Raw genomic sequence first — 20,866 nt, 5'->3', positions numbered from 1 at the left:
CGCCTTGCGCGAACCGCCAGTTCGGCGCCCCCCTCTTGACCTCAACTATAGTTGAGGTCGTACGCCTTCGTCCCTGGACAAACCGGAAAGGAAGCCGCCATGGACCGCGTCGTCGATATGGAAAAGGAACCCGTTGTTTTCATTAATATCTTCACGGTGAAGCCGGGTCGGTTGGAGGAATTCGTCGCGCTCCAGCGGGCCTATCTGGAGGATTCGCGTGGAAAGGTGCCGGGCTGGCGCGGCAGCCGCCTGCACCGCCAACTCGACGGCAACAGGGCGATCATGGTCACCACCTTCGATTCGATCGCCGACCACCAGCGCGTTCACGCGACGGATCGTTTCGCCGAGCATGCCGCCAGGATCCGCCAACTCGTCGACGGCGTCGAACCGGGCTATTTCGTCCTGGCGAAGGCAGTCGGCGAGGAGGCCGCCGGGCTGGCCGCCTGACCGCCTCAGTGCCCGCCTCCGCCGCCGCCATGGGCAGGCGCCGGCTTGCGCATCATCAGGGCGAAAAAGGCCAATGATGCGAACAGGATGGTCAGCATGGTGAAAACGTCCATGAACGACATGACGGACGCCTGCTGGCTGACCATGCCGCTCAGCTTGGACAGCGCCGCCGTCGGCCCGTCATAGCCGTGCGACTGGAAATTCTGCGTCATCTGGTTCAGTTTCTGCAGCGCCTCCGGATTGCTCCAGGTGACGTGCTCGGCCAGCCGTTCGTAGTGGAAGGCGTTGCGGTCGATCAGCACCTGGTTGATGACAGCCAGCCCGACCGCGCCGCCGAGGTTGCGCATCAGGTTGAACAGGCCGGACGCGTTCTTCAGCCGGCTGGGCGGCAGCGTGCCCAGCGCCACGTTGTTGATCGGCACCATGCACAGCATCAACGACACGCCGCGCAGGATCTGCGGGACGAGCAGTTCATAAAAGTCCCAGTCGGCAGTCAGATATGTCATCCGCCATGTGCCCGCCGCGAAGCCGAGGAAGCCGATCATCATCATCTTCCTCGGGTCCATCTTGCTGGACAGGAAGCCGGCGACCGGCGCGGTCAGGAACATCGCCAGGCCGCTGACGAACAGCGCCTCGCCGATCATCAGGGAATCATAGCCGCGGATGCGCCCGAGATAGACCGGGTAGAGATAGGTCAGGCCGTAGAGGCCGATGCCGAGTACGAAGGAGAACAGCGAGCCGAAGGCGAAATTCACATTGGTGAAGGCCTTGAGGTCGACGATCGGCTCCTCCTGGCTGAATGCCCGGTAGAAGAAGACGACGGCACCGACCACCAGCACGATCGAGAAAATGAAGACGGCCTCGTCCTGGAACCAGTCGTTGGTCGGCCCTTCCTCCAGCACGAATTCCAGCGAGCCGAGGAAGGCGGCCATGCCGACCAGGCCCCACCAGTCGAATTTTTTCAGCAGCCCGGGTTCCGGCTTGTCGAAATCGATCAGCATCCAGGTCGCGGTAGCGACCATGATGCCCGGCACGACGTTGATCAGGAACAGCCAGTGCCACGACATGGCGTTGGTCAGATAGCCGCCGACGGTCGGGCCGATCGTCGGCGCCAGCGTGGCGACGAGGCCGATCATCGGCGACACGATGGCACGGCGCGACGGCGGGAAGATGGTGAAGGCGGCGGCGAAGACACTGGGGATCATGCCGCCGCCGATAAAGCCCTGGATGGCGCGGTAGACGATCATCTGGTCGATGTTGGTGGCGGTGGCGGCAAGCGCGCTGGCCGCCGTGAACCCCGCCGCCGAGGCGGCGAACAGCACGCGGGTGGAGACGAGGCGCGCCAAAAAGCCTGACAGCGGGATCATGATGACCTCGGCGATCAGGTAGGACGTCTGCACCCAGGATATCTCGTCCGAACTGGCGCTGAGGCCGGCCTGGATCTCGGCCAGCGAGGCCGAGACGATCTGGATGTCGAGGATCGCCATGAACATGCCGAACACCATCGCCAGGAAGGCGATGACGCGGCGAGCCGGCATAGCGTCGTGTGGCACCGCGGGCGCGGCGCCCATTGTAGCGGTAGCAGTGGCCATGGTGGTGCCTCCGGGAGGCCTCTTAGTTGATGCTGGCCGTCTTGGTCGGCGGCGCGGTGCGGCTGTCGACGTCGACGATCACCGACAGGCCGGCGCGCAGCTTGCCGGACTCAAGTGCCGCCTCCGACACGTCGATGCGCACCGGCACGCGCTGCACCACCTTGGTGAAGTTGCCGGTGGCGTTTTCCGGCGGCAGCAGCGAGAACACCGCGCCGGATGCTGGCGCCAGCGAGGACACCGTGCCTTCGAACGCGTCGCTGTGGATCGCGTCGACCGAAAACTTCACCTTCTCGCCAGGCGCCAGTTGCGCAAGCTGCGTCTCCTTGAAGTTGGCGACGATGTACAGCTTGTTCAGCGGCACGTCGACGGCGAGCTTCTGGCCGGGCGAGACGAGGTCGCCGACTTCCACCGCGCGGTTTCCCACCACGCCGTCATAGGGCGCGCGGAGCACCGTGAAGGACAGGTCGCGCGCCGCCTTGTCGCGGGCAAGCTCCAGATTGCGCATCGAAGCCTGCGCCTCCTGATACTGCGCGTCGAGCACGCCGATATTGGCCTTGGCGCTGGCGATCTGCGCATCGGCGCCCACCAGCGCGGCATTGGCCTGGTCGACCGCCGTCTGCGCGTCGTCGACCTGCGCCTGCGTGGCGACCTGGGTCTTCAGCAATTTGGTGGCGCGATCGGAGGTTCTCTGCGCATTGCCGGCCGCCGCGGTCGCCGAAGTTTTTTGCGCCTCGGCCTGACCAAGGGCTGCGCGCGCGGCTTCCGTCTGCGCCTTGATGCGGTCCAGCGTCCTGGTCTGCACGTCGATCTGCGCCTCGGCCTGCTGCAGCGCGATGCGGTAGTCGCCGTCGTCGATCGTCACCAGCGGGTCGCCGGCCTTGACGTGCTGGTTCTCGTCGGCATTGAGCCGCGCGACGTAACCGGTGATCTTCGGCGCGACGAAAGCCATGTCGGCCTGCACATAGGCGTCGTCGGTCGAGATCATGAAGCGGCCGACGGTCCAATACTCATGGCCGTACCAGCCGGCGCCGCCCAGCAGCGCCAGACCGATGATGGGCAGCAGGAACGATTTCACGGACCGCTTCTTGCGGGCCGGCGGAGCCGCCGCGGCCGGAGGCGACGGCGCGATCTCGGGAATCGGACGCTCGGCGTCCGGAACGTTCTTCATGGCCGGGAACGGATGCACGGAGGCATCGGCGAGCGCTTCGGACACCGGGGCTGTGGCTGTGCGGACGGACATGGACATCGGCCTTGAGATTGAACTGAACCGTTCGGTTCGATCTTGACTTAGCGCGTTAAAAGAGGCATATCAAGAGGCAATCGAACCGCCTGGTTCGAATATTTTCGAGGAAACGATGTCTCCTGACACAACGTCGGCAGTGGCGACGGCCGACGACACGCTGGAAAGCCTGCCCCGCGGCCGCCGCGTGGCGGGCCAGGATCCCGCCAAACGCAAGCAGATCATCGATGGCGCGCGCCGCATCTTCATCAACATGGGCTTCGACGCCGCCTCGATGAACGACATCACCCGCGAGGCCGGCGTCTCGAAGGGCACCATCTACGTCTACTTCGCCAACAAGGAAGAACTTTTCGAGGCGCTGATCGAGGACGAGCGCAACACGATCTTCGCCAATCTCTATGACGCGCTGGAAGGCAAGGGCGACGTGCGCGAGACGCTGATCCGCTACGGCATCGCGCTCGCCTGGAAGATCACCTCGCCGACGGTGCTGAAGGCGCAGCGCACGGTGATCAGCATCTGCGAACGCATGCCGGAACTCGGTGTGCGCTTCTACGAGCGCGGCCCGAAGCGCGGCCACGACAAGCTGGCCGAATATCTTGAACGCGCAATCAAGGACGGCAGGCTCGCCATCCCCGACGTCGACCTCGCCGCCTACCAGTTCGCCGACCTGTGCATGGCCGGCCTGTTCCGCCAATGCATCTTCGGCTACCGCAGCGCGCCGCCGACCGAGGAAGAGGTCAAGCGTGTGGTGACGTCCGGGGTGGAGGTATTTTTGAAGGCGTATGGGGTGGGGAAGGGCAGGTAGGGGACACCCGATCGTGTCTCGTGCTTGATGACCTTCGAGGCCGGAGCAAAATATGCGGCCTCATCAATCGGACCGATGCTGGGTTCCTAAAGGCCTATAAACTCTTGTAATCGCCCGTCTTTCGCGGCTTTCGAGAAGTGTAAGATGCTGAATCTCTTGACACTTTCCGCCATACGGACCATATTGTTGTATGATGAAGGCGCCCCGCAACGCGAAGCGCCTCCAAGGTCGAGCATAACTAGGATGCTCCTAAACGGGTAATCTGGTTACCGCTTGCCACACGGACACGTCTCCCATAGAAGGCCCGGACGAATTGTCGTCCGGGCCTTCGTCTTTTCCGGTGTCTAGTAGATGCCAAACCATGCCCCGGCGATCGATGATCTCATCATTCTTCAGCCTAGTAAGTTGTGGGCTGAGGCTTGTCCTCTCGAATTCGGTCCCGAACCGCTCGTTCATTTTCGCAAGAATGTCGAGCGCGACAAGACCACCGGGATGATCGGACAAAACCTGAACAACGTAGTCCTTGATCGTCCCTTTTCGGGTAGCCTTGATGTCCGGGAGGGGTTTGGGAATGTCCGTTTGGACTCTGTTAACCATCTGGATTGCCGATGCAGCACGATCAACATCGGCCATTTCACGCTCACGACTAGCCAAAAGCGACCGGCATTCCGCCAGTTCCTTCTCCTTTTCCATGACTTCGAGACGGAGCGTGCCGATTTCTTCGGCAAGCTCCGAACGACGAGCGTGGAGATATTCGCGCAACGCCAATGCCATGCCCTAATATAGGCTGACCTTGAGGAAAAGGCAACTCTTCGTCTGATAATCAGATAATCGATGTTGCCGACACCTGTGGAAAGCGACTCTAGCCGTAGGCCAATCAACAATCCGTGACAATCGATTGTTGCCGCCTAGGCGTTGACTTACCCTTACGTTAACGTAATTTTATGGAGTTTTACTTTGCCAGACGAAAACCGCTAGCTAGTGCGTGCCAGCAGCTCCGTTGACGGTGTGCGGCAACGCTTTATCCTCTCGCATCACATTGCGCAGAGACGGACTCATCCATGAAATCTCATAATTTCGGAGCCGTCATTTTCTCGGTGGCGGCGTTGGCCGGATGTTATGGTGGCGAGACTTTTGACAGCGTCATAATGCACCGCGCGTCGGATGGCGCCGCTGCGGTCTGCTCAAGCGGCACTTATGGAGTAAACATCTTCGGACGGGACAATAAGGCGCCCCTGAATGTGACGCGGTGCGTCGTAGCTTGTGAGAAAATTGGCTTTGTCGTCGTCCAAAGCTTTCCAAGGCGCACGCTCACTATTGTGAGAGACGGGGTCAAAGAGGTTCCTGACAAAGAATGCGCAACTAGACCGGTTCCATGACACTTGCTTCAAAGGATAATCGCCCCAGAAAAGAAAATGCTCGCGACGCCTACTGCGTCACCACCAACGAAATCGCAGCACGCAAAGGCTCAATTCCCTCGCCTTCCTCCGACGACGTCGCAATAATCTCCGGAAAAGCAGCCGGTCGCTTCCTGATCTTCTCCGCCGTCTCCGCCAGCAGGCGCGGGACGCCGGCGGCCTTGATCTTGTCGATCTTGGTCAGCACGATCTGGTAGGAGACGGCGGCCTTGTCGAGCAGCGTCATCACCTCAAGGTCATTCGCCTTGATGCCGTGGCGGGCATCGATAAGCAGGTAGACGCGCTTCAGCGTGACGCGGCCTCTGAGATAGTCGAGCACCAGTTTGGTCCAGCGATCCACCTCGGTCTTCGGCGCCTTGGCGTAGCCGTAGCCGGGCATGTCGACCAGCGCCAGCGGCGGCAGGTCGGCCCCCTCCCCTGTAAAACCGTCCGGCACGAAATAATTGAGTTCCTGGGTGCGGCCCGGCGTGTTGGAGGTGCGCGCCAGCCCCTTCTTGCCGGTGAGTGCGTTGATCAGCGACGATTTTCCGACATTGGAGCGGCCGGCGAAAGCGATCTCGGCCGGCCCTTGCGGCGGCAGCAGGTCCATCGACGGTACGCTGCGGATGAAGACCCACGGTTTTGCGAAAAAGTCCGGTGTCGTATCGGCCGGGTTCGTCGTCATGCTCACTGCGCTGCCTCCAGCATCTTCAGGTCGGCACCGCGAATGGCATTCAGATTGCGGGTGATTTTTTCCACCGGCCAGTCCCACCAGGCGATTTCGAGCAGGCGTCGGATGGTGCGTTCGTCGAAACGCTTCTTCACCACCTTTGCCGCATTGCCGGCAACGATGGCGTAGGCGGGAACGTCATGCGTCACCACCGACTTCGCGCCGACGATGGCGCCGCTGCCGATGCTGACGCCCGGCATGATCACCGCGTCCATGCCTACCCACACGTCGTTGCCGATCACCGTATCGCCGCGCACTTCCTGTTCCCAGGTCGACACGTCGAACCCTTCCTCCCAGCCGTGGCCGAAGATGTTGAACGGATAGGTCGAAAACCCGGACATCGCATGGTTGGCGCCGTTCATGATGAAACGCGCGCCCTCGGCGATGGCGCAGAACTTTCCGATGATCAGCTTGTCGCCGATGAACGGATAATGGTGCAGCACGCATTTTTCCGCGAACCGGTCGGGCCCGTCCGGATCGTCGTAATAGGTGAAATCGCCGATCTCGATGTTCTCCGCCTCGACCAGCGGCTTCAGGTAGCCCACGCGCGAATGCATCGGGATCGGGTGTTTTATGTTCGGGTGGGGTCCGTGCATGGCGCGCCTCGCTCCGTCGGTCGGAAGCATCTTTCCGCGCCGGTCGCCCGCCCGCCGGCCGGGCGCTTGCTTCTCGATCGCTTCGGCTCATTGCACGGGGCAGAAAACCGTTCAAGCGGAAACGGCCGCGCATGGCGGCCATCCCTTGGCCGACAAGCCTAGCGCAGCGCCAGGATATACGACAGGCAGGCGGCGATGCCGGCGACGGTGCGGGCATGGTTCCACGCCGTCCAGTTGGTCAGGTAGGTGCTCCAATATTGCGCGCCCTCGGCGCTGTTGGGATCGACCGCCATGAGCGCGTTGTTCATCGGCACGTTGATGAGGATTGTCACGCCGATGATGCCGACGAGATAGAAGAAGGCGCCGGCGCAAATAGCCACCGCGCTGCCGCCGTGCCAGCCGAGCAGGGCCGCGGCGGCCAGCACGATGGCGAGCAGCGCCGGGCCGAAGAAGGCGATGAAAAACACCGGGTTCTGGATGACGACGTTGATCGCCTGCATGGCCGCGATGCCGCCGGCCGGCGCAACCCGCCCAAGCGCCCCCATCACCGAGGTCGAATAGGCGAAGAACAGGCCGCCCATGACGCCGGAGCCGAGTGCGGCTAGGATTGTGAGGGTCTGCAACACACGGTCGCTCATCTCACGCTCCCACCGCACGGCGCGCACGGCGCGGCGTCCATGTCCCGGCTTCGGCGGTTTCCTTTGCATAGTCGGCGAAGTCTCGCGGCGGCCTGCCCAGAGCCTCGAAGACGCCGCCCGTGAGGGATTCGTTGCGGCCATCCAGCACCTCGGCGAACAGCATGACGATCAGTCGGACCAGGCTGTCCGGCACGCCTTCCGCCACCAGCAGGTTGGAGAATTCGCCCGCCGATATCTGCTCCAGCCGGATTTTTCGGCCGGTCGCCGCCGCGATCTCGGCCAAGGCCTCGCCGAAGGTCAGGAGGCGCGGGCCGGTCAGTTCGTAGAGTTTTCCGACGTGGCGGTCGTCGGTGAGCGCCGCGGCCACCACATCGGCGATATCCTCGGCATCGACGAAGGGCTCGCGCACGCCGCCGACCGGCAACGCGACCACGCCGGCCAGGATCGGGTCGAGCAGAAAGCTTTCCGAAAAATTCTGGTTGAACCAGGCGCAGCGGACGATCGTCCAGTCGGCACGCGATGCCTGCAGCGCCTCCTCGGCCCTTTGAGCCTCGGGTTCGCCACGCCCGGACAGCAGCACCAACCGGTGCACGCCGGCATCGAGAGCCGCCGCGGCGAAGGCCGCAATGGCGTCCGCCGCTCCGGGCGCAGCAAGATCGGGGTAGTAGGTTATGTAGGCCGTGCGCACGCCTTGCAGCGCCGGTGCCCATGTCGCGGAATCTTCCCAGTCGAACGCCGGCGCTGCCGAACGCGAGGCTGCCTGCACCGGCACTCCACGCGCCTGCAACCGCTGGGCGACGCGCCGCCCGGTCTTGCCATAACCGCCGACCAGAAGGACCGGCTTTTCCTCAGTATTGATGGTCATCGAAACCTCCATCTAAATATGAGTAATCCTCATATTTGCAAATGTAATAAATCCTCATATTATGAATGTCAAGCGGCATTCGGAAGAAGGACGAACGGGATATGGAGAATCCGACAGGGGTGGCCGAGGCCGGCAACGCTGCGGGGCCGCGCAAGACGCCGACGCAAAAGCGCAGCCGCGAGCGGGTGGAGCGGATGCTGGCCGCCGCGACCGCGCTGATTGCGGAGCAAGGCAGCGACGCCCTGCGCATGAGCGAGGTCGCCGAGCGCGCCGGCGTGTCGATCGGCTCGCTCTATCAGTTCTTTCCGGACAAGAGCGCGATCGTCGGCACGCTGGTCGAGCGCTACAACGAAGCGGGCCGCCGCTGCATCGCCGACGGCATGGCCGATGTAACAAGCGAGGATGACATGCGCCGCGCCTTCTCGGCGCTGATCGACATCTATTACCGCATCTTCCTGGCCGAACCGGTGATGCGCGATATCTGGTTCGGCGCGCAGGCCGACAAGGCGCTGCGCGACGCGCAGTTGGCCGACAGCCGCCGCAACGGCGCGCTCGTCGCCAAAACCCTCAGGCGGATCAGGCCGGATGCCGACCCGCAAGCGCTGGAAACATCGGCCTTCATCGCCATGCATCTCGGCGAGGAGGCGATGCGGCTGGCGATCTCGGTGCCGCGCGCCGAAGGCGACGCGCTGGTCGAGGCCTATAAACGCATGGCGCTGGCGGTATTGCTGTAGAAGTGAGCCGTGCGTCCTTCGAGGCTCGCCCTTCGAGATTATCGCTCAACAAGGCGCCGTCGGGCGGGCTCGCACCTCAGGATGAGGGAGGTCCTACCTGCAACGCCAATCGTTGACGTCGCGGATTCTCATGGCTCGCCGATACTACGTCGCGGACTTCGACGATTTGCGTTGCAGGTACGACCTCCCTCATCCTGAGGTGCGAGCCCGCACGACGCAGCAGATTGAATGATACTATCGGCGGGCGAGCCTCGAAGGACGCACCCGCCAGCCGTCACTCCGCCGGCGTCGGTTTTCGCTTGAACAGCCCGGCAAGATTGTCCCACAGCTCGATCTTGGCGCCCTGGCGCTTCATGATGACGCCTTGCTGGATGACCGACAGCGTGTTGTTCCAGGCCCAGTAGATCACCAGGCCGGCCGGGAACGAGGCCAGCATGAAGGTGAAGATCAGCGGCATCCAGTTGAAGATCATCGCCTGGGTCGGGTCCGGCGGCGTCGGGTTCATGCGCATCTGCAGGAACATGGTGATGCCCATGATGATCGGCCACACGCCGAGCATCAGGAAATGCCCGAACACCGGCACCGTGCTGGGGTCGAAGGGCAGCAGGCCGAACAGGTTGAACAGCGAGGTCGGATCGGGCGCGGCAAGGTCCTGGATCCAGCCGAAGAACGGCGCATGCCGCATCTCGATGGTGATGTAGAGCACCTTGTAGAGCGCGAAGAAGACCGGGATCTGGATCAGCACCGGCCAGCAGCCGGCGATCGGGTTGATCTTCTCGGTCTTGTACAGCTCCATCATCGCCTGCTGCTGCTTCATCTTGTCGTCCGCGTATTTTTCGCGGATTTCCAGCATCTTGGGCTGCACCTTCTTCATGTTCGCCATCGACTTGTAGGACTTGTTGGCGAGCGGGAAGAACACGGCCTTGACGAGCACGGTGGTGGCGAGGATGGCGAGACCGAAGTTGCCGAGCAGCTTGTAGAGGTTGTCGATCAGCCAGAACATCGGCTTGGTGATGAAATAGAAGTAACCCCAGTCGATGAGAAGGTCGAAGCGCAGAATGCTGCGACCTTGTTCGTAAGCATTGATCTTGGCGACTTCCTTCGCGCCAGCAAAGACCATGGTCTCGACCGTGGCCGATTGACCGGGTGCCACGGGAATGGCGTCGGTCAGGAAATCGGACTGATAACGGGGGCGGCCATCGGGAAAAAAGGCAAAGCGCGGCTGGAACGGCTGCTTCGTCGAAGGGACCAGCGTCACCGCCCAGTATTTGTCGGTGATGCCCAGCCAACCCTGTGACGTCTTGTCGGGCTGAGACTGCTTGTCTTCCTCGATAGAGGCGTATGTGTGCTCATGAAGCTTGCCCGAACCGTCGACATCGGTAACGCCAATAAGCCCCTCGTGCAGAACCCAGCCGGCGGGGTGCAGCGGCTTGTCAAAGCGCGTGACGCGGCCATAGTTCGAGAGGCTAACGGGCACCGTTCCGGCATTGCTTACCGTGTCGGAGACCGTGAACATATAATCGGCATCGACACTGATCGTGCGCTTGAAGGTCAGGCCCTTGTCGTTCGTCCAGGTGAGAGTGACCGGCGTGGAGGGGGTCAGCGTCGGGTTGCCCTCGACGGTCCAGACCGTATCGGGACCGGGAACGGCGCCGGTCTCGGCGTTGCCGACAAAGCCGATCTCGGCGAAATAGCCATTCGGCAAAACCTGCGGATTCAGCAGTTCTATGGTCGGCGAGTTGGGATCGACGGTCAGCCGATAATCCTTCAGGCGCAGATCGTCGAGCCGGCCGCCGGTCAGGTTGATCGAACCGGAAAGGCTCGGCGTATCGATCGGCACGCGCTGCCCCTTGGCGAGCGCCTGCTCGCGGCCGGCTTCCGTCGCGCCATCGGTACCGGGAAGGCCCGGCACACCACCCTGCGGCGGCACGCCGGCATCGGTTCCGGCGGTTCCCGGCTGGGCAGGCTGCGCCGCCTTCTGCTCCGCCGCCACGCGCTCCGCCTCGATGCGGGCGGTTTCCCGCTGCGATTCGATGCGGGGGTTCATGTAGAACACCTGCCACAAGGTCAGGATCAGCACCGACGCCGCGATGGTGATGAAGAAATTCCGGTTGTTTTCCATCGGGTCCTAGATCTCAACGCCTCGGGCGGATGCGCCGCGCCAGTTCGTCCGCAAGCTGCGTGAAGGGCACCGTCAGCACATCCTCGCGCCCGACGATGACATAGTCATGGCCGGCGGCCATGTCACGGGCGGCATGGACGCGCACCGCCTCCTTCAGGCGCCGCCGCACGCGATTGCGGACCACGGCGTTGCCGACCTTTTTCGTCACCGTGAAGCCGACGCGGGCCGCGGCCGTATCGCCACGATCCAGCACTTCCATGAGGAAAAGCCGCCCGCGGCGTTTTTCACCACGCCGGACGGCCAGAAATTCTTCCCGCTTGCGCAGGCGCGCGGGAGCAGCCGGCTGGGAGATGCCGGAAACCGGCAACGCGCCGGCCTCTCGTTCAGGCGGAGAGACGCTTGCGGCCACGGTTGCGGCGCGCGGCGACGACGTCGCGTCCACCCTTGGTGGCCATGCGCGCGCGGAAACCATGCCGGCGCTTGCGGACGAGTTTGGACGGCTGATAGGTACGCTTCATTTGTTTTAATACCGCGGCGTGCGGCCCTTCTTGATTCTGTCACCGAGTAACAGGAGCTTTGCCGGGCATTGCGAGGCGCACACAAAAGGTGCGCCGGACGACCGCGCCCGAGCGTGGCGGGCTTATAGGGGCAGAGGTATTTCGAGTCAATCGGCGGCTTCGCCTGCGATCGGGCGAAGAGGCGGCGGATCGCTCCGCACGGCATGGTCCTATCAGATTGCTCCGCCGCTCGCCGGAGGCGGAATATTCGACGGCCCTCTGAAAAGGGGATGGGAAATGCCGTTCCGTCCAGAAATTTTTTTGTTTCCGGTGGTCCCTCCCCCACGTTTTCAATGGCTTGACCAATCGCCCGCCGCCGCGTGCCGTGAATTTTTTGCGAGTTCATCCCCACCTTCCCGACCTGAGCGACAATCCTCGCCGGCCTGGAAGGAGTGGCGATGGACGGACGTGCGGCAATCGAACGAAACTGGGAGGCGTTGAAACGCATCCTCGTCACGCTCGTCGCCATGGCCGAGATGGGCGCTGGGGGCGTTGGCGCTGGGGGACAGTTTACTTTCTTTCCGCGGAAGGACGCAGCCGCTTCAAGGCTGGTGCTGGCGGAAAAAAGTAAACTGTCCCCGGCACTTAACCCGGCACTTAGCCTCCCCCGCCATCTCTACCTCGCCATCCTGCGGCTGCTGCGTCCGGCCGAAGCCGCCGCGCGGCGGCTGATCATCGCGGCCGCGCGTGGGATCGTGGTAACACTTCCGCCGCTACGCCCGCGCAAGCCAAAGCCCGCGACCTTGCGAGGGCCCCGCGCCTTCCTGCCAAAGGGCCCGAAGAAACGTCCCAAGCCCGCCCCGCGCACCCTCTCGCTGTCCCTGCTCGATCCGCCGCGTCGACCGTTCCACGTCCCCCGCCGCGCTGTGCCCGCCCACGCCGCCCCGCGCATCCTCGGCCTCGATTTCGGCGCGACGTACCGCCCGCTGCCGCCGCCGCCATCTTCCAACGATCCGATCGATGCCGCGCGTCTCGGCCAGCGCCTTGCCGCGCTCGGCGCCGCGCTCGACGACCTGCCGGGCCAGGCACAACGCTTCGCCCGCTGGCAGGCACGGCGCGACGCCGCAATCGCGCGGGACGGCCCCGTCTCCGGCCGGCGCGTCTCGGCGCTGCGGCGCGGACGTCCGCCCGGCGGCCGGCTGTCGCGCTACGAGCCGGGCGCGACCCATCCGGGAAAAATCCGCGAGGTCGACGAAATTCTTGCCCATGCCCACGCGCTCGCCGTCTACGCGCTGGATCGCCGCGACACGTCATGACCGCGACGCTGGCCGGACACCGTAAACCGAAGGGTCGACGGCCGGCGCCGATTTTTCGCGGCGTGGCGGCGAGCGCGGCTGCGATTTTCCCCCCGGGAAATAAAACCGCCCACCCATCAGCACACCCGCCTCCTTCGATCGGCCAATTTGGCAAATGCGGCGCAATCCCCTATCTTGACCGTGCTGCCCGAATGTCGCCGGCATGTTGCATTCATTGCTTGCACGTGCCGCCCTTCACACCGGAGAACATTGCGCGGCCGCTGGAGAAGGACCATACGGCCGCATGAGCGACCGGGAGATCGCGGACGACAGGCAAGACCCCACCGACGCCACGAGGACGGTCTCGCTGGCCAGGGGCCTTTCCGCCAAGCTGCTTGTGCTGACCGCCTGTTTCGTGCTGATCGCCGAAGTGCTGATCTTCGTGCCGTCGATCGCCAATTTCCGGCTAAGCTGGCTGGAAGAGCGGCTGGGCACGGCGGCCGCGCTTTCCATCGTGCTTGTCGAGGAAGACGCCAACAGCCTGTCGCGGCAGGTGCAGGACGACGTGCTGATGGCCATCGGCGCCAAGGCGATCGCGGTGCGCGACGACGGCATGTCGCGCCTGCTGGTCGTGACGGAGGTGCCGCCGGAAGTCGACGAGCACATCGACCTCGGCAATATCGGCCTGTTCGAGGCGATGACCGGGGCGGTCGACACGCTGGTCTATGGCGGCGGCCGCGTCCTCAGGGTGTTCGGCAAGGTCGGCGACAGCAACAAGGAATTCGAGCTGATCATCCCCGACAGCCGGCTGCGCGTGGCGATGCTCGACTATTCGCGCAACGTCGCGCTGCTGTCGCTGCTGATCTCGCTGATCACCGCCATGCTGGTTTTCTACACGATCGACCGCATCATGATCCGGCCGATCCGGGCGATGACACGTTCCATGCTGGATTTTTCGCGCCGGCCCGACGATCCCGCGCAGATTATCCGGCCGGAGGACCGGGGCGACGAAATCGGCGTCGCCGAGCGCGAGCTGGCGGGCATGCAGGCGCGGCTGCAAAAGACCCTTGGCGAGCAGAAACATCTGGCCGATCTCGGCCTCGCCGTTTCCAAGATCAACCACGACATGCGCAACATCCTTGCTTCCGCGCAGTTGATGTCGGACAGGCTGGGCACGGTGAAGGATCCGACCGTGCAGGCGCTGGCGCCGCGCCTGCTGCGCGCGCTCGACCGCGCCGTCTCCTATTCGGAAGGCGTTCTGGCCTACGGCCGTACCCAGGAACCGCCGCCCGCCCGCCGGCGGCTCAGGCTTCGGCAAGTCGTCGACGAGGTTCACAATCTGCTCGGCATCGAGCCGGAGAGCGGCGTCGAGTTCGTCAACGGTGTCGATGCCGCTTTCGAGGTGGACGCCGACGCCGAGCAGCTTTTCCGCATCTTGACGAATCTGTGCCGCAACGCGGTGCAGGCGATGACGGCCGAGACCGAGGCCGCCGCCGTCAACCGGCTCAGCATCACCGCCGAGCGGCAGGGCAGCGTCAGCCGCATCCTGGTGACCGACACCGGTCCCGGCCTGCCGAAGAAAGCGCGCGAAAACCTGTTCGCGGCGTTCCGCGGCGCGGCGCGCAGCGGCGGCACCGGGCTCGGCCTCGCCATCGCCCACGAACTGGTGCGCGCCCATGGCGGCTCGCTGGAGCTGGTCGAGAGCCGTGGCGGCCGCACGGTGTTTTCGGTGACCATCCCCGACCAGCCGGTACGATTGGACGAAGCGCGCGGCGGCCTGCGGAGGCATGGTTGACCGGCTTGCGTCTCCACCTCGCCGATGAGGGATCGCACTCGCGTCACGTCGGCGAGATCGAGAGGCCCATTGACCACCCCGCTTCAGACGCCGCTTTCCCGCCACATGATTGTTCGGTCCGCGACCGGCCGGCCCGCTCGATGCATGGTCTGCACAGGTGCGCGATGCACCAACCGGCGCAGGCGTACCCCATCCATGGCCGGCGCCGTTGCGGCGATCGGCCCACAAGCACTCGATCGGTCGCAGGGATCGGGACAGACGACCTCGAAAGACGAGAAGGGCGAAAGCCCACGGCCACCCTTCCACAGGCGCCATCAAAAGTTTCTTGCGGCGGCTTGCTTTTCCGAAAGCCAGCCATTAGGGAACGTCTCGCTTGCGGTTGGCCTGTCGGCTGACCCTCGCGGGTCGTCGTTACGGCCTTCCGCGCGCCCGTAGCTCAGCTGGATAGAGCACCAGACTACGAATCTGGGGGTCAGGAGTTCGAATCTCTTCGGGCGCGCCAATCTTTTCAATAGCTTAGCAGGATGCCGCAGACTAGAGAAAGATATTAGTCTGCGGAAGAGAAATCTCCCCTTTCCCCTCGATGCTGATGCCTTGCTCCGATTCCGGCTGGACCGCTCGGAGACATATGGAAGCGGTCTCTGGGGGATTTTCGTTGTTTCCTCGTTGAATTGCGAAGCTGAGCGCCGTCATAGGCCGCCGCGCTTGTGACGTTCCAGCCGCGGATGAAGCCATGCCGGCGGTCAATCGCGGCATGGTTCTTATAGCCGAAGGCGGGAATGGCGATGTCGCGCTGCTGCGGCTTGCCATCCTCGGCCGCCTTGGCCTTCGAGAACTTCACCGTCCAACGCGCGTCGCGATCCTTCTGCCGCAGTTTCGCGGGCTTGTCCTTCCACGCGTCCGGTACCTTGCCTGCCTTGATGTCGGCCTTCTCGGCGTCGGTATTGCGCTGTTTCGGTGCCGCAACAATGCTGGCGTCGACAATCTGCCCGCCCATGGCAAGATAACCGGCCTTGGTGAGGTGCTTGTCAAAGCGGGCGAACAGGTTCTCCACCGCGCGGGCCTGCGTCAGGTGCTCCCGGAACAGCCAGATCGTCTCGGCGTCCGGCACTCTGTCGCCAGCATCCAAAAGACCAAGGAACCGGCCAAAGGTGCGCCGGTCCATGATCTGGAATTCGGCCTGGTCATCCGACAGGCTGTAGAGCGCCTGCAGCACCAGGACATCATTACTGGATCGTAAGGCGGCCGGCCGCCCTTCGCGCCGTCCGAGCGCTTCAGCGCCTTGGCCAGTGGTTTCCGGAAGACCTCCCACGGCACTACCGCATTCAGTTTTTCCAGCGGATCGCCGGCCTCGCTCAGACGGATATACCGCTCGTCAACGTCCCAAAACCCTGCCTGTCCCCGCATCCATTCCCTCCCCCCAAATTACCGGGACAGTGAATCAGTTCGGGACGTCAATGGCGAGGTATTTCGAGGCCTCCAACTGGCACCTCGATGAGGTGGTCGTTTCCATCAAGGGCAGGAAACACCGGCTGTGGCGAGCGGTCGATGCAAACGGCCATGTTCTCGACGCCCTTGTGCAAAGCCGAAGAGACCGTAAAGCTGCGCTGAGGCTACTGCGAAAGCTGCTCAAGCAACAGGGTATCGCACCCCGCGTCATGATTACAGATAATCTTCGTTCATATGGCGCGGCAAGGAACGAACTCATGCCCGACATGGAACATCGATCCCACAAGGGGTTGAACAACACGGCGGAGAATTCTCATCTTATCGTCCGAAGACGGGAGCGGACGATGAAGCGTTTCAAGTCGAGCCGGCAATGTCAGCGCTTCGTTTCCATCCACGGCCCGATAGCAAATCTCTTCCACTATCCGCGCAACCTTCTCACCTCAGCCCAGTATCGCAAACTTCGAACGGCTTCCATGGAAACATGGAGCCGGATTACCATCCCGACCGCCGGGTGAAAACGGCCCTCGAGCCTCCGCACGCTTCATCCCGAGTTAAGGCGACGGTACCGCTTTGCTTGCTCCGCGACCATGACTTCACGCGCCGTCAGTCAATACGTGTAGACGTCTTCCGGCGTGAGCAGATTGAGTAGAGTCTCGCCCGCTTTATACCGGCGTAGATTCTCGGTGATTATTGCAAGGGACCGCTCGCTCCTGTCGGGGACAGCAGCCGTGAAGTGCGGAGTTATCAGCAGATTCGGGACATCCCATAGCGGATGGTCGCGAGGCAGGGGCTCGGGGGTCGTGACATCGAGACCGGCACCCGCGAGCCGGTTGCTCCTTAGCGCGTCTACGAGCGCATCCTGATCGACGACCTGTCCCCGGGCCAGGTTGATGATGATCGCCGAGGACTTCATCAACGCGATCTCGTCGCGTCCTATCAGGTGGTAAGTGTCGTTCGACAGGTTCAAGACCAGTGCCAAGATGTCGGCCTGCTTCAAGATGTCGTTGATCCCTTCGCCCTTGTCGGTGCTGTACATGCGGTCGACCCCCGGCGGGACGGGCAGGTCGCGACGACGATAGCCGAGCACGCGCATCTCGAACGCTTTCGCGCGCTTGGCCAGTTCCATGCCAGTCTTGCCCATCCCGAGGATACCGATTGTCCGGCCGCAGAGGGCCCGGAGGCCTGCCATGTCCGGCGTGCGCCTCCACTCATGCCGCTTCTGGCTTTCATAGAAGTCCGGATAGCGCGACCCTAGCAGGAGTGCGAACATCATGACGTGCTCTGCAAGAGCAGGTGCCGATCTCCCGGCCGACCCGGTAACGAGAAGGCCACGCCTGAAAATCTCTGGTCTGGCGGATTTGGTCAACCCCGAATGGTCGCAATGGATCCATCTGAGATTGGGTGCGCCGAGATGTCGTTCATCAAGATCTCCCGAAAGTATGGCAACCTTCGCTTTCCGCAACGCCTCGGCGCTGGCGGCTTCGTCCGCCGGATCGACCCGCATCATGAGATTCGGTCCGATCGCATCCTCGAGTCGCTTCCATTGGCCCGCGTCGAATGGAAGATTGCTTGCAACATAGACAGGTTGGCTAGTCATCTTCAACGCTCCAATCCGTCGCGGCACGCCGGCGGCAACTGCTTTCAGACCTCGGGTGACGCGCCGGCGCGCCTAGTTTGTCTGCGAGCGCCCCGCGCCCGCCATCGGGGCCGGGGCCAGAACGTCGAGGTCATCCGGGTGGCCGCGGATACCAAAGACGCCGCCGAGCATGACATAGCTGGGATCGCGCGATGGCCAACTGTTGCCGCCAGGAGGCGGCAGCTCGCTCGAACGGTGCTTCGCCTCCCAGCCGAGCAACTGGTCCTCGTCGTTGACGCACCACGCGCCGTCCCGCTCGGAGATGCCGTATACGAGCTTGCAGCCTAGTCGCGGCGCTTCAATGGCGGTCCTCACCAGGTCGAACAGATCGTCCTGGTTGCAATATAGATGCAGTTCGCGCTCGGTCTTCGGCCTGAGCGCCGTGCAGATCCGGATCGACATGGACTCGATGCCGAACTTGTCGTGGTACAGCCGCGCCAGGGTTTCGCCGAAACCCTTGCTGAGGCCGTAAAGGGAGTCTGGCCGTAACGCGGCATGCGTGTCGACGGGCATGTCATCGACCGGGTACATGCCCACGGCGTGATAGCTGGAGGCGTAGACGATGCGCCTGACGCCCGCGAGGCGCGCGCCTTCAAATATGTTGTATGTGCCCACAATATTGGCACTGAGGATGGCTTGCCAGGGCTGTTCGTTGGCGACGCCGCCAAGGTGGACCACGGCGGAGATATCCTGCTGCATCAGCCGGGCCACCTGCGCCGGGTCGCAGAAATCCGCGATTTCCAGGGGCGGCGCTCCTGGCGGCTGGACGATATCCGTCGCCAGGACATCGAGCTCCAGCTCGGCGAAGCGACGGCGTTGGTAGGTTCCAAGGCGGCCAGCGGCGCCTGTGAGCAGGATACGTGACATTTTTAACCCTCAAGTCTGGGCGAGCTGCCGCAGGGTGGGATCCGGCCGCGGAACCGCGCGGATCAGCGTCTGGGTATACGGATGCTGCGGGGCATCGCAGATCTGCCTGACATCGCCAATCTCGACGATCCTGCCATTCTTCATCACGGCGACGCGGTCGCAGAAATAGCGAATCACGGAGATGTCGTGGCTGATAAAGAGGTAGGACAGGCCGAACTCGGTCTGCAGTCCGCGCATCAGGTCGAGCATCTGGTGGCGCAGCGACACATCGAGCGCCGAAGTCGGCTCGTCGGCGATGATCAGGCGGGGGTTGAGGGAGATGGCGCGGGCGATGGAGATGCGCTGGCGTTGCCCTCCCGAGAACGCGTGCGGATAGCGATCGCCGCTTTCGGCGGGCAGGCCGACGCGTTCCAGCAACTGCGATACTCGGCCGCGGATATCCTTCTCCGACATACGGGTGTTCATGCGCAAGGGCTCAGAGATGATCTGGAACACCGTCATGCGCGGGTTTAGGGAAGAATGCGGGTCTTGGAAGACCATGCGAACTTCGCCATAGAGCGCCTTCATCTCGTCCCTGTTCAGTCTCGCCATGTCGACATGGGAGCCGTCCGCGCGCGTATAGTCCACACGCCCGCTGGTGGGGTTGTAGATACGAAGGATCGTGCGGCCGAGCGTCGTCTTGCCCGAGCCGCTCTCGCCGACCACGCCCACCGTCTCGCCCTGGTTGATGGTCAGGCTGACGCCGTCTATGGCCTTGAAATAGGTCGGCGGTCGCCGCCAGCCGCCCGGATCGGTCATGAAGTGCAAAGAAAGGTCGTTGACCTGTGCAAGCGGCTTTTCATTCGCGGGACGCGCCGGCCGTGGCGCCGGCTTTTCCAGTTTCAGCACGGAGCCGATCAGGGCCCGCGTATACTGTTCCTTTGGCGATCCGAATATCTCGAAGACGTCGCCAGTCTCAACCGGGTCGCCCTTGAACATCACCAGCACCCTGTCAGCGATCTGCGCCACGACGCCCATGTCGTGGGTGATGAAGAAGACCGCCATGCCGCGGTCGTGCTGCAACTCGCGGATCAGCGACAGGATCTCGGCCTGCGTCGTCACGTCCAGGGCGGTGGTGGGCTCGTCGGCAATCAGGATGTCCGGATTGCAGGACAGCGCCATCGCTATCATGGCGCGCTGCCGCATGCCGCCCGAGAACTCGAAGGAATAGCGATCCAGCGCCCTTTCGGGATTCGGGATCTTCACACGGTCGAGCAGCTTCGCCGCGCGCCGGCGCGCTTCCTCCCCGCTCACCGGCTCATGCAGCATGATGGCTTCGCAAATCTGGTGGCCAATCGTATGAACAGGCGAAAGGCTGCTCATCGGCTCCTGAAAGATCATCGCGATGCGCCGGCCGCGAACATCGCGAATCGCCTTACCCGTCGCGCCGAGCTTGACGATGTCGATCTCCGTCTCGTCGTCGCGGGAGCGCAGGATGATCTCACCATTCGTGATCCTGCCCGGCTTGACCAGAAGCTGAAGGATCGCGCGCGCCGTCACCGACTTGCCCGAGCCGCTCTCGCCGACGACGCACAGCGTCTCCCCAGCCAGCAGGTCGAAGGAGAGGTTCTTGACGGCATGGACGACGCCATTGCGGATGGGGAAATCTACCGAGACATTGCGCACAATGAGGATCGGCGTCTTGGCTTTCGGTTGTTCAGCCATGGTTGTCACTTCGAGTATGGATCTGCGGCGTCGCGGAGGCCGTCGCCGAGGAAGTTGAGTGCGAGCACGGCGATGACGACGCAAAAGCCCGGTAGGAAAAGCCATGGCGCCTGCGTGATGGCCCGCACATTCTGTGTGTCCTGCAGCAGGACGCCCCAAGAAACGATCGGCGGTTGAAGGCCGAGACCTAGAAAGCTGAGCGCGGATTCGGCCAGGATCATGCTCGGGATAGCTAGCGTCACCGCCGCGATGATGTGCGAGTGTTGATTTCCACTGAGAAGTGACCCAGTCGACGGAGGTTTTTCCATCGAGAATTGACCCATGTTTGAAGCTCCTCCCACACGGATTGTGTGGGGGACATCGGAGTGATCGACATGGAGTTATTGAGCGTCATCCGACGCTGGCACTACCGAGACCATCTTTCGATCCGCGACATCTCGCGCCGAACCGGACTATC

The 20,866-nt window shown here is 63.1% G+C and carries 18 protein-coding genes, 1 tRNA gene and 3 pseudogenes; 7 read left to right on the top strand and 15 right to left on the bottom strand.

The features are described from left to right. Positions 1–99: 99 nt before the first annotated feature. Positions 100–447 carry a putative quinol monooxygenase gene (locus ABMA59_RS32850; protein WP_349009580.1) on the top strand — a complete coding sequence of 116 codons (348 nt, stop codon included), beginning with the start codon at positions 100–102 and terminating at the stop codon, positions 445–447. 5 nt (positions 448–452) lie between these two features. On the opposite strand, the gene ABMA59_RS32845 is transcribed toward ABMA59_RS32850, so the two are convergent. Further along, positions 453–2,039, bottom strand: a complete 1,587-nt coding sequence (locus tag ABMA59_RS32845; RefSeq protein ID WP_349009579.1) for a DHA2 family efflux MFS transporter permease subunit — start codon at positions 2,037–2,039, stop codon at positions 453–455. Between the two features lie 22 nt (positions 2,040–2,061). Beyond that, positions 2,062–3,285: an HlyD family secretion protein gene (locus ABMA59_RS32840; protein WP_425476024.1), complete on the bottom strand. Its 1,224-nt coding sequence runs from the start codon at positions 3,283–3,285 to the stop codon at positions 2,062–2,064. 109 nt (positions 3,286–3,394) lie between these two features. Between ABMA59_RS32840 and ABMA59_RS32835 the strand changes: the two genes are divergently transcribed. After that, positions 3,395–4,084, top strand: a complete 690-nt coding sequence (locus tag ABMA59_RS32835; protein ID WP_349009578.1) for a TetR/AcrR family transcriptional regulator — start codon at positions 3,395–3,397, stop codon at positions 4,082–4,084. A 249-nt stretch (positions 4,085–4,333) separates the two neighbouring features. Here ABMA59_RS32835 and ABMA59_RS32830 read toward each other — a convergent pair whose 3' ends face one another. The 5 genes from ABMA59_RS32830 to ABMA59_RS32810 form a co-directional block, all read right to left on the bottom strand. Beyond that, positions 4,334–4,846, bottom strand: coding sequence for a hypothetical protein (locus ABMA59_RS32830; protein ID WP_349009577.1), 513 nt, complete (start codon positions 4,844–4,846; stop codon positions 4,334–4,336). 666 nt (positions 4,847–5,512) lie between these two features. Then, the gene (gene yihA, locus ABMA59_RS32825; protein ID WP_349009604.1) at positions 5,513–6,166 is read right to left on the bottom strand and encodes a ribosome biogenesis GTP-binding protein YihA/YsxC; all 654 of its coding nucleotides are present in this window, start codon (positions 6,164–6,166) and stop codon (positions 5,513–5,515) included. A gap of 2 nt (positions 6,167–6,168) precedes the next feature. Then, a complete protein-coding gene (locus ABMA59_RS32820) occupies positions 6,169–6,807 on the bottom strand; it encodes a CatB-related O-acetyltransferase (RefSeq protein WP_349009576.1) in 639 nt (212 codons plus the stop codon). Between the two features lie 158 nt (positions 6,808–6,965). Further along, complete coding sequence (locus tag ABMA59_RS32815; protein WP_349009575.1) at positions 6,966–7,445, bottom strand: anthrone oxygenase family protein; 480 nt, start codon at positions 7,443–7,445, stop codon at positions 6,966–6,968. A 1-nt stretch (position 7,446) separates the two neighbouring features. Next, the gene (locus tag ABMA59_RS32810) at positions 7,447–8,310 is read right to left on the bottom strand and encodes an NAD(P)H-binding protein (protein WP_349009574.1); all 864 of its coding nucleotides are present in this window, start codon (positions 8,308–8,310) and stop codon (positions 7,447–7,449) included. Between the two features lie 101 nt (positions 8,311–8,411). On the opposite strand from ABMA59_RS32810, the gene ABMA59_RS32805 reads away from it, so the two are divergent. After that, a complete protein-coding gene (locus ABMA59_RS32805; RefSeq protein ID WP_349009573.1) occupies positions 8,412–9,044 on the top strand; it encodes a TetR/AcrR family transcriptional regulator in 633 nt (210 codons plus the stop codon). A gap of 274 nt (positions 9,045–9,318) precedes the next feature. Here the strand turns inward: ABMA59_RS32805 and yidC are convergent, their stop codons facing one another. From yidC to rpmH, 3 genes are read right to left on the bottom strand one after another with little or no spacing between them, the layout of a single operon-like run. Then, positions 9,319–11,166: a membrane protein insertase YidC gene (gene yidC, locus ABMA59_RS32800; RefSeq protein WP_349009572.1), complete on the bottom strand. Its 1,848-nt coding sequence runs from the start codon at positions 11,164–11,166 to the stop codon at positions 9,319–9,321. A gap of 13 nt (positions 11,167–11,179) precedes the next feature. After that, positions 11,180–11,533, bottom strand: coding sequence for a ribonuclease P protein component (rnpA, locus tag ABMA59_RS32795; protein WP_349009571.1), 354 nt, complete (start codon positions 11,531–11,533; stop codon positions 11,180–11,182). A gap of 16 nt (positions 11,534–11,549) precedes the next feature. After that, positions 11,550–11,684 (bottom strand): 50S ribosomal protein L34, encoded by a 135-nt coding sequence (rpmH, locus tag ABMA59_RS32790; protein WP_287093473.1) that lies wholly within the window; start codon positions 11,682–11,684, stop codon positions 11,550–11,552. Between the two features lie 437 nt (positions 11,685–12,121). Between rpmH and ABMA59_RS32785 the strand changes: the two genes are divergently transcribed. The 3 genes from ABMA59_RS32785 to ABMA59_RS32775 all read left to right on the top strand — a co-directional run bounded on the left by ABMA59_RS32785 (position 12,122) and on the right by ABMA59_RS32775 (position 15,255). Continuing rightward, the gene (locus tag ABMA59_RS32785) at positions 12,122–12,979 is read left to right on the top strand and encodes a hypothetical protein (RefSeq protein ID WP_349009570.1); all 858 of its coding nucleotides are present in this window, start codon (positions 12,122–12,124) and stop codon (positions 12,977–12,979) included. A 283-nt stretch (positions 12,980–13,262) separates the two neighbouring features. Then, the gene (locus tag ABMA59_RS32780) at positions 13,263–14,753 is read left to right on the top strand and encodes a sensor histidine kinase (protein WP_349009569.1); all 1,491 of its coding nucleotides are present in this window, start codon (positions 13,263–13,265) and stop codon (positions 14,751–14,753) included. Positions 14,754–15,178: 425 nt separating this feature from the next. Beyond that, positions 15,179–15,255: transfer RNA gene (locus ABMA59_RS32775), tRNA-Arg, on the top strand. A 45-nt stretch (positions 15,256–15,300) separates the two neighbouring features. Here ABMA59_RS32775 and ABMA59_RS32770 read toward each other — a convergent pair. Beyond that, positions 15,301–16,160, bottom strand: a pseudogene (locus ABMA59_RS32770) (transposase). 68 nt (positions 16,161–16,228) lie between these two features. Here ABMA59_RS32770 and ABMA59_RS32765 point away from each other — a divergent pair. Next, positions 16,229–16,717 (top strand): annotated as a pseudogene (locus ABMA59_RS32765) (IS6 family transposase); the annotation flags it as partial. A 92-nt stretch (positions 16,718–16,809) separates the two neighbouring features. Here the strand turns inward: ABMA59_RS32765 and ABMA59_RS32760 are convergent. From ABMA59_RS32760 to ABMA59_RS32745, 4 genes and pseudogenes are all read right to left on the bottom strand, one after another. Further along, positions 16,810–17,799, bottom strand: coding sequence for a D-2-hydroxyacid dehydrogenase (locus ABMA59_RS32760; RefSeq protein WP_349009567.1), 990 nt, complete (start codon positions 17,797–17,799; stop codon positions 16,810–16,812). A 72-nt stretch (positions 17,800–17,871) separates the two neighbouring features. Then, the gene (locus ABMA59_RS32755) at positions 17,872–18,705 is read right to left on the bottom strand and encodes an NAD-dependent epimerase/dehydratase family protein (protein ID WP_349009566.1); all 834 of its coding nucleotides are present in this window, start codon (positions 18,703–18,705) and stop codon (positions 17,872–17,874) included. A 9-nt stretch (positions 18,706–18,714) separates the two neighbouring features. Further along, positions 18,715–20,409, bottom strand: a complete 1,695-nt coding sequence (locus ABMA59_RS32750; protein ID WP_349009565.1) for an ABC transporter ATP-binding protein — start codon at positions 20,407–20,409, stop codon at positions 18,715–18,717. 5 nt (positions 20,410–20,414) lie between these two features. Next, positions 20,415–20,669 (bottom strand): annotated as a pseudogene (locus ABMA59_RS32745) (ABC transporter permease subunit); the annotation flags it as partial. Positions 20,670–20,866: the final 197 nt, after the last annotated feature.

The sequence above is a fragment of the Mesorhizobium yinganensis genome (assembly GCF_040081985.1).
GTDB lineage: Bacteria > Pseudomonadota > Alphaproteobacteria > Rhizobiales > Rhizobiaceae > Kumtagia > Kumtagia yinganensis.
Note: the sequence above shows the minus strand (reverse complement) of the source record. Positions and strands in the feature narration are given on the sequence as shown.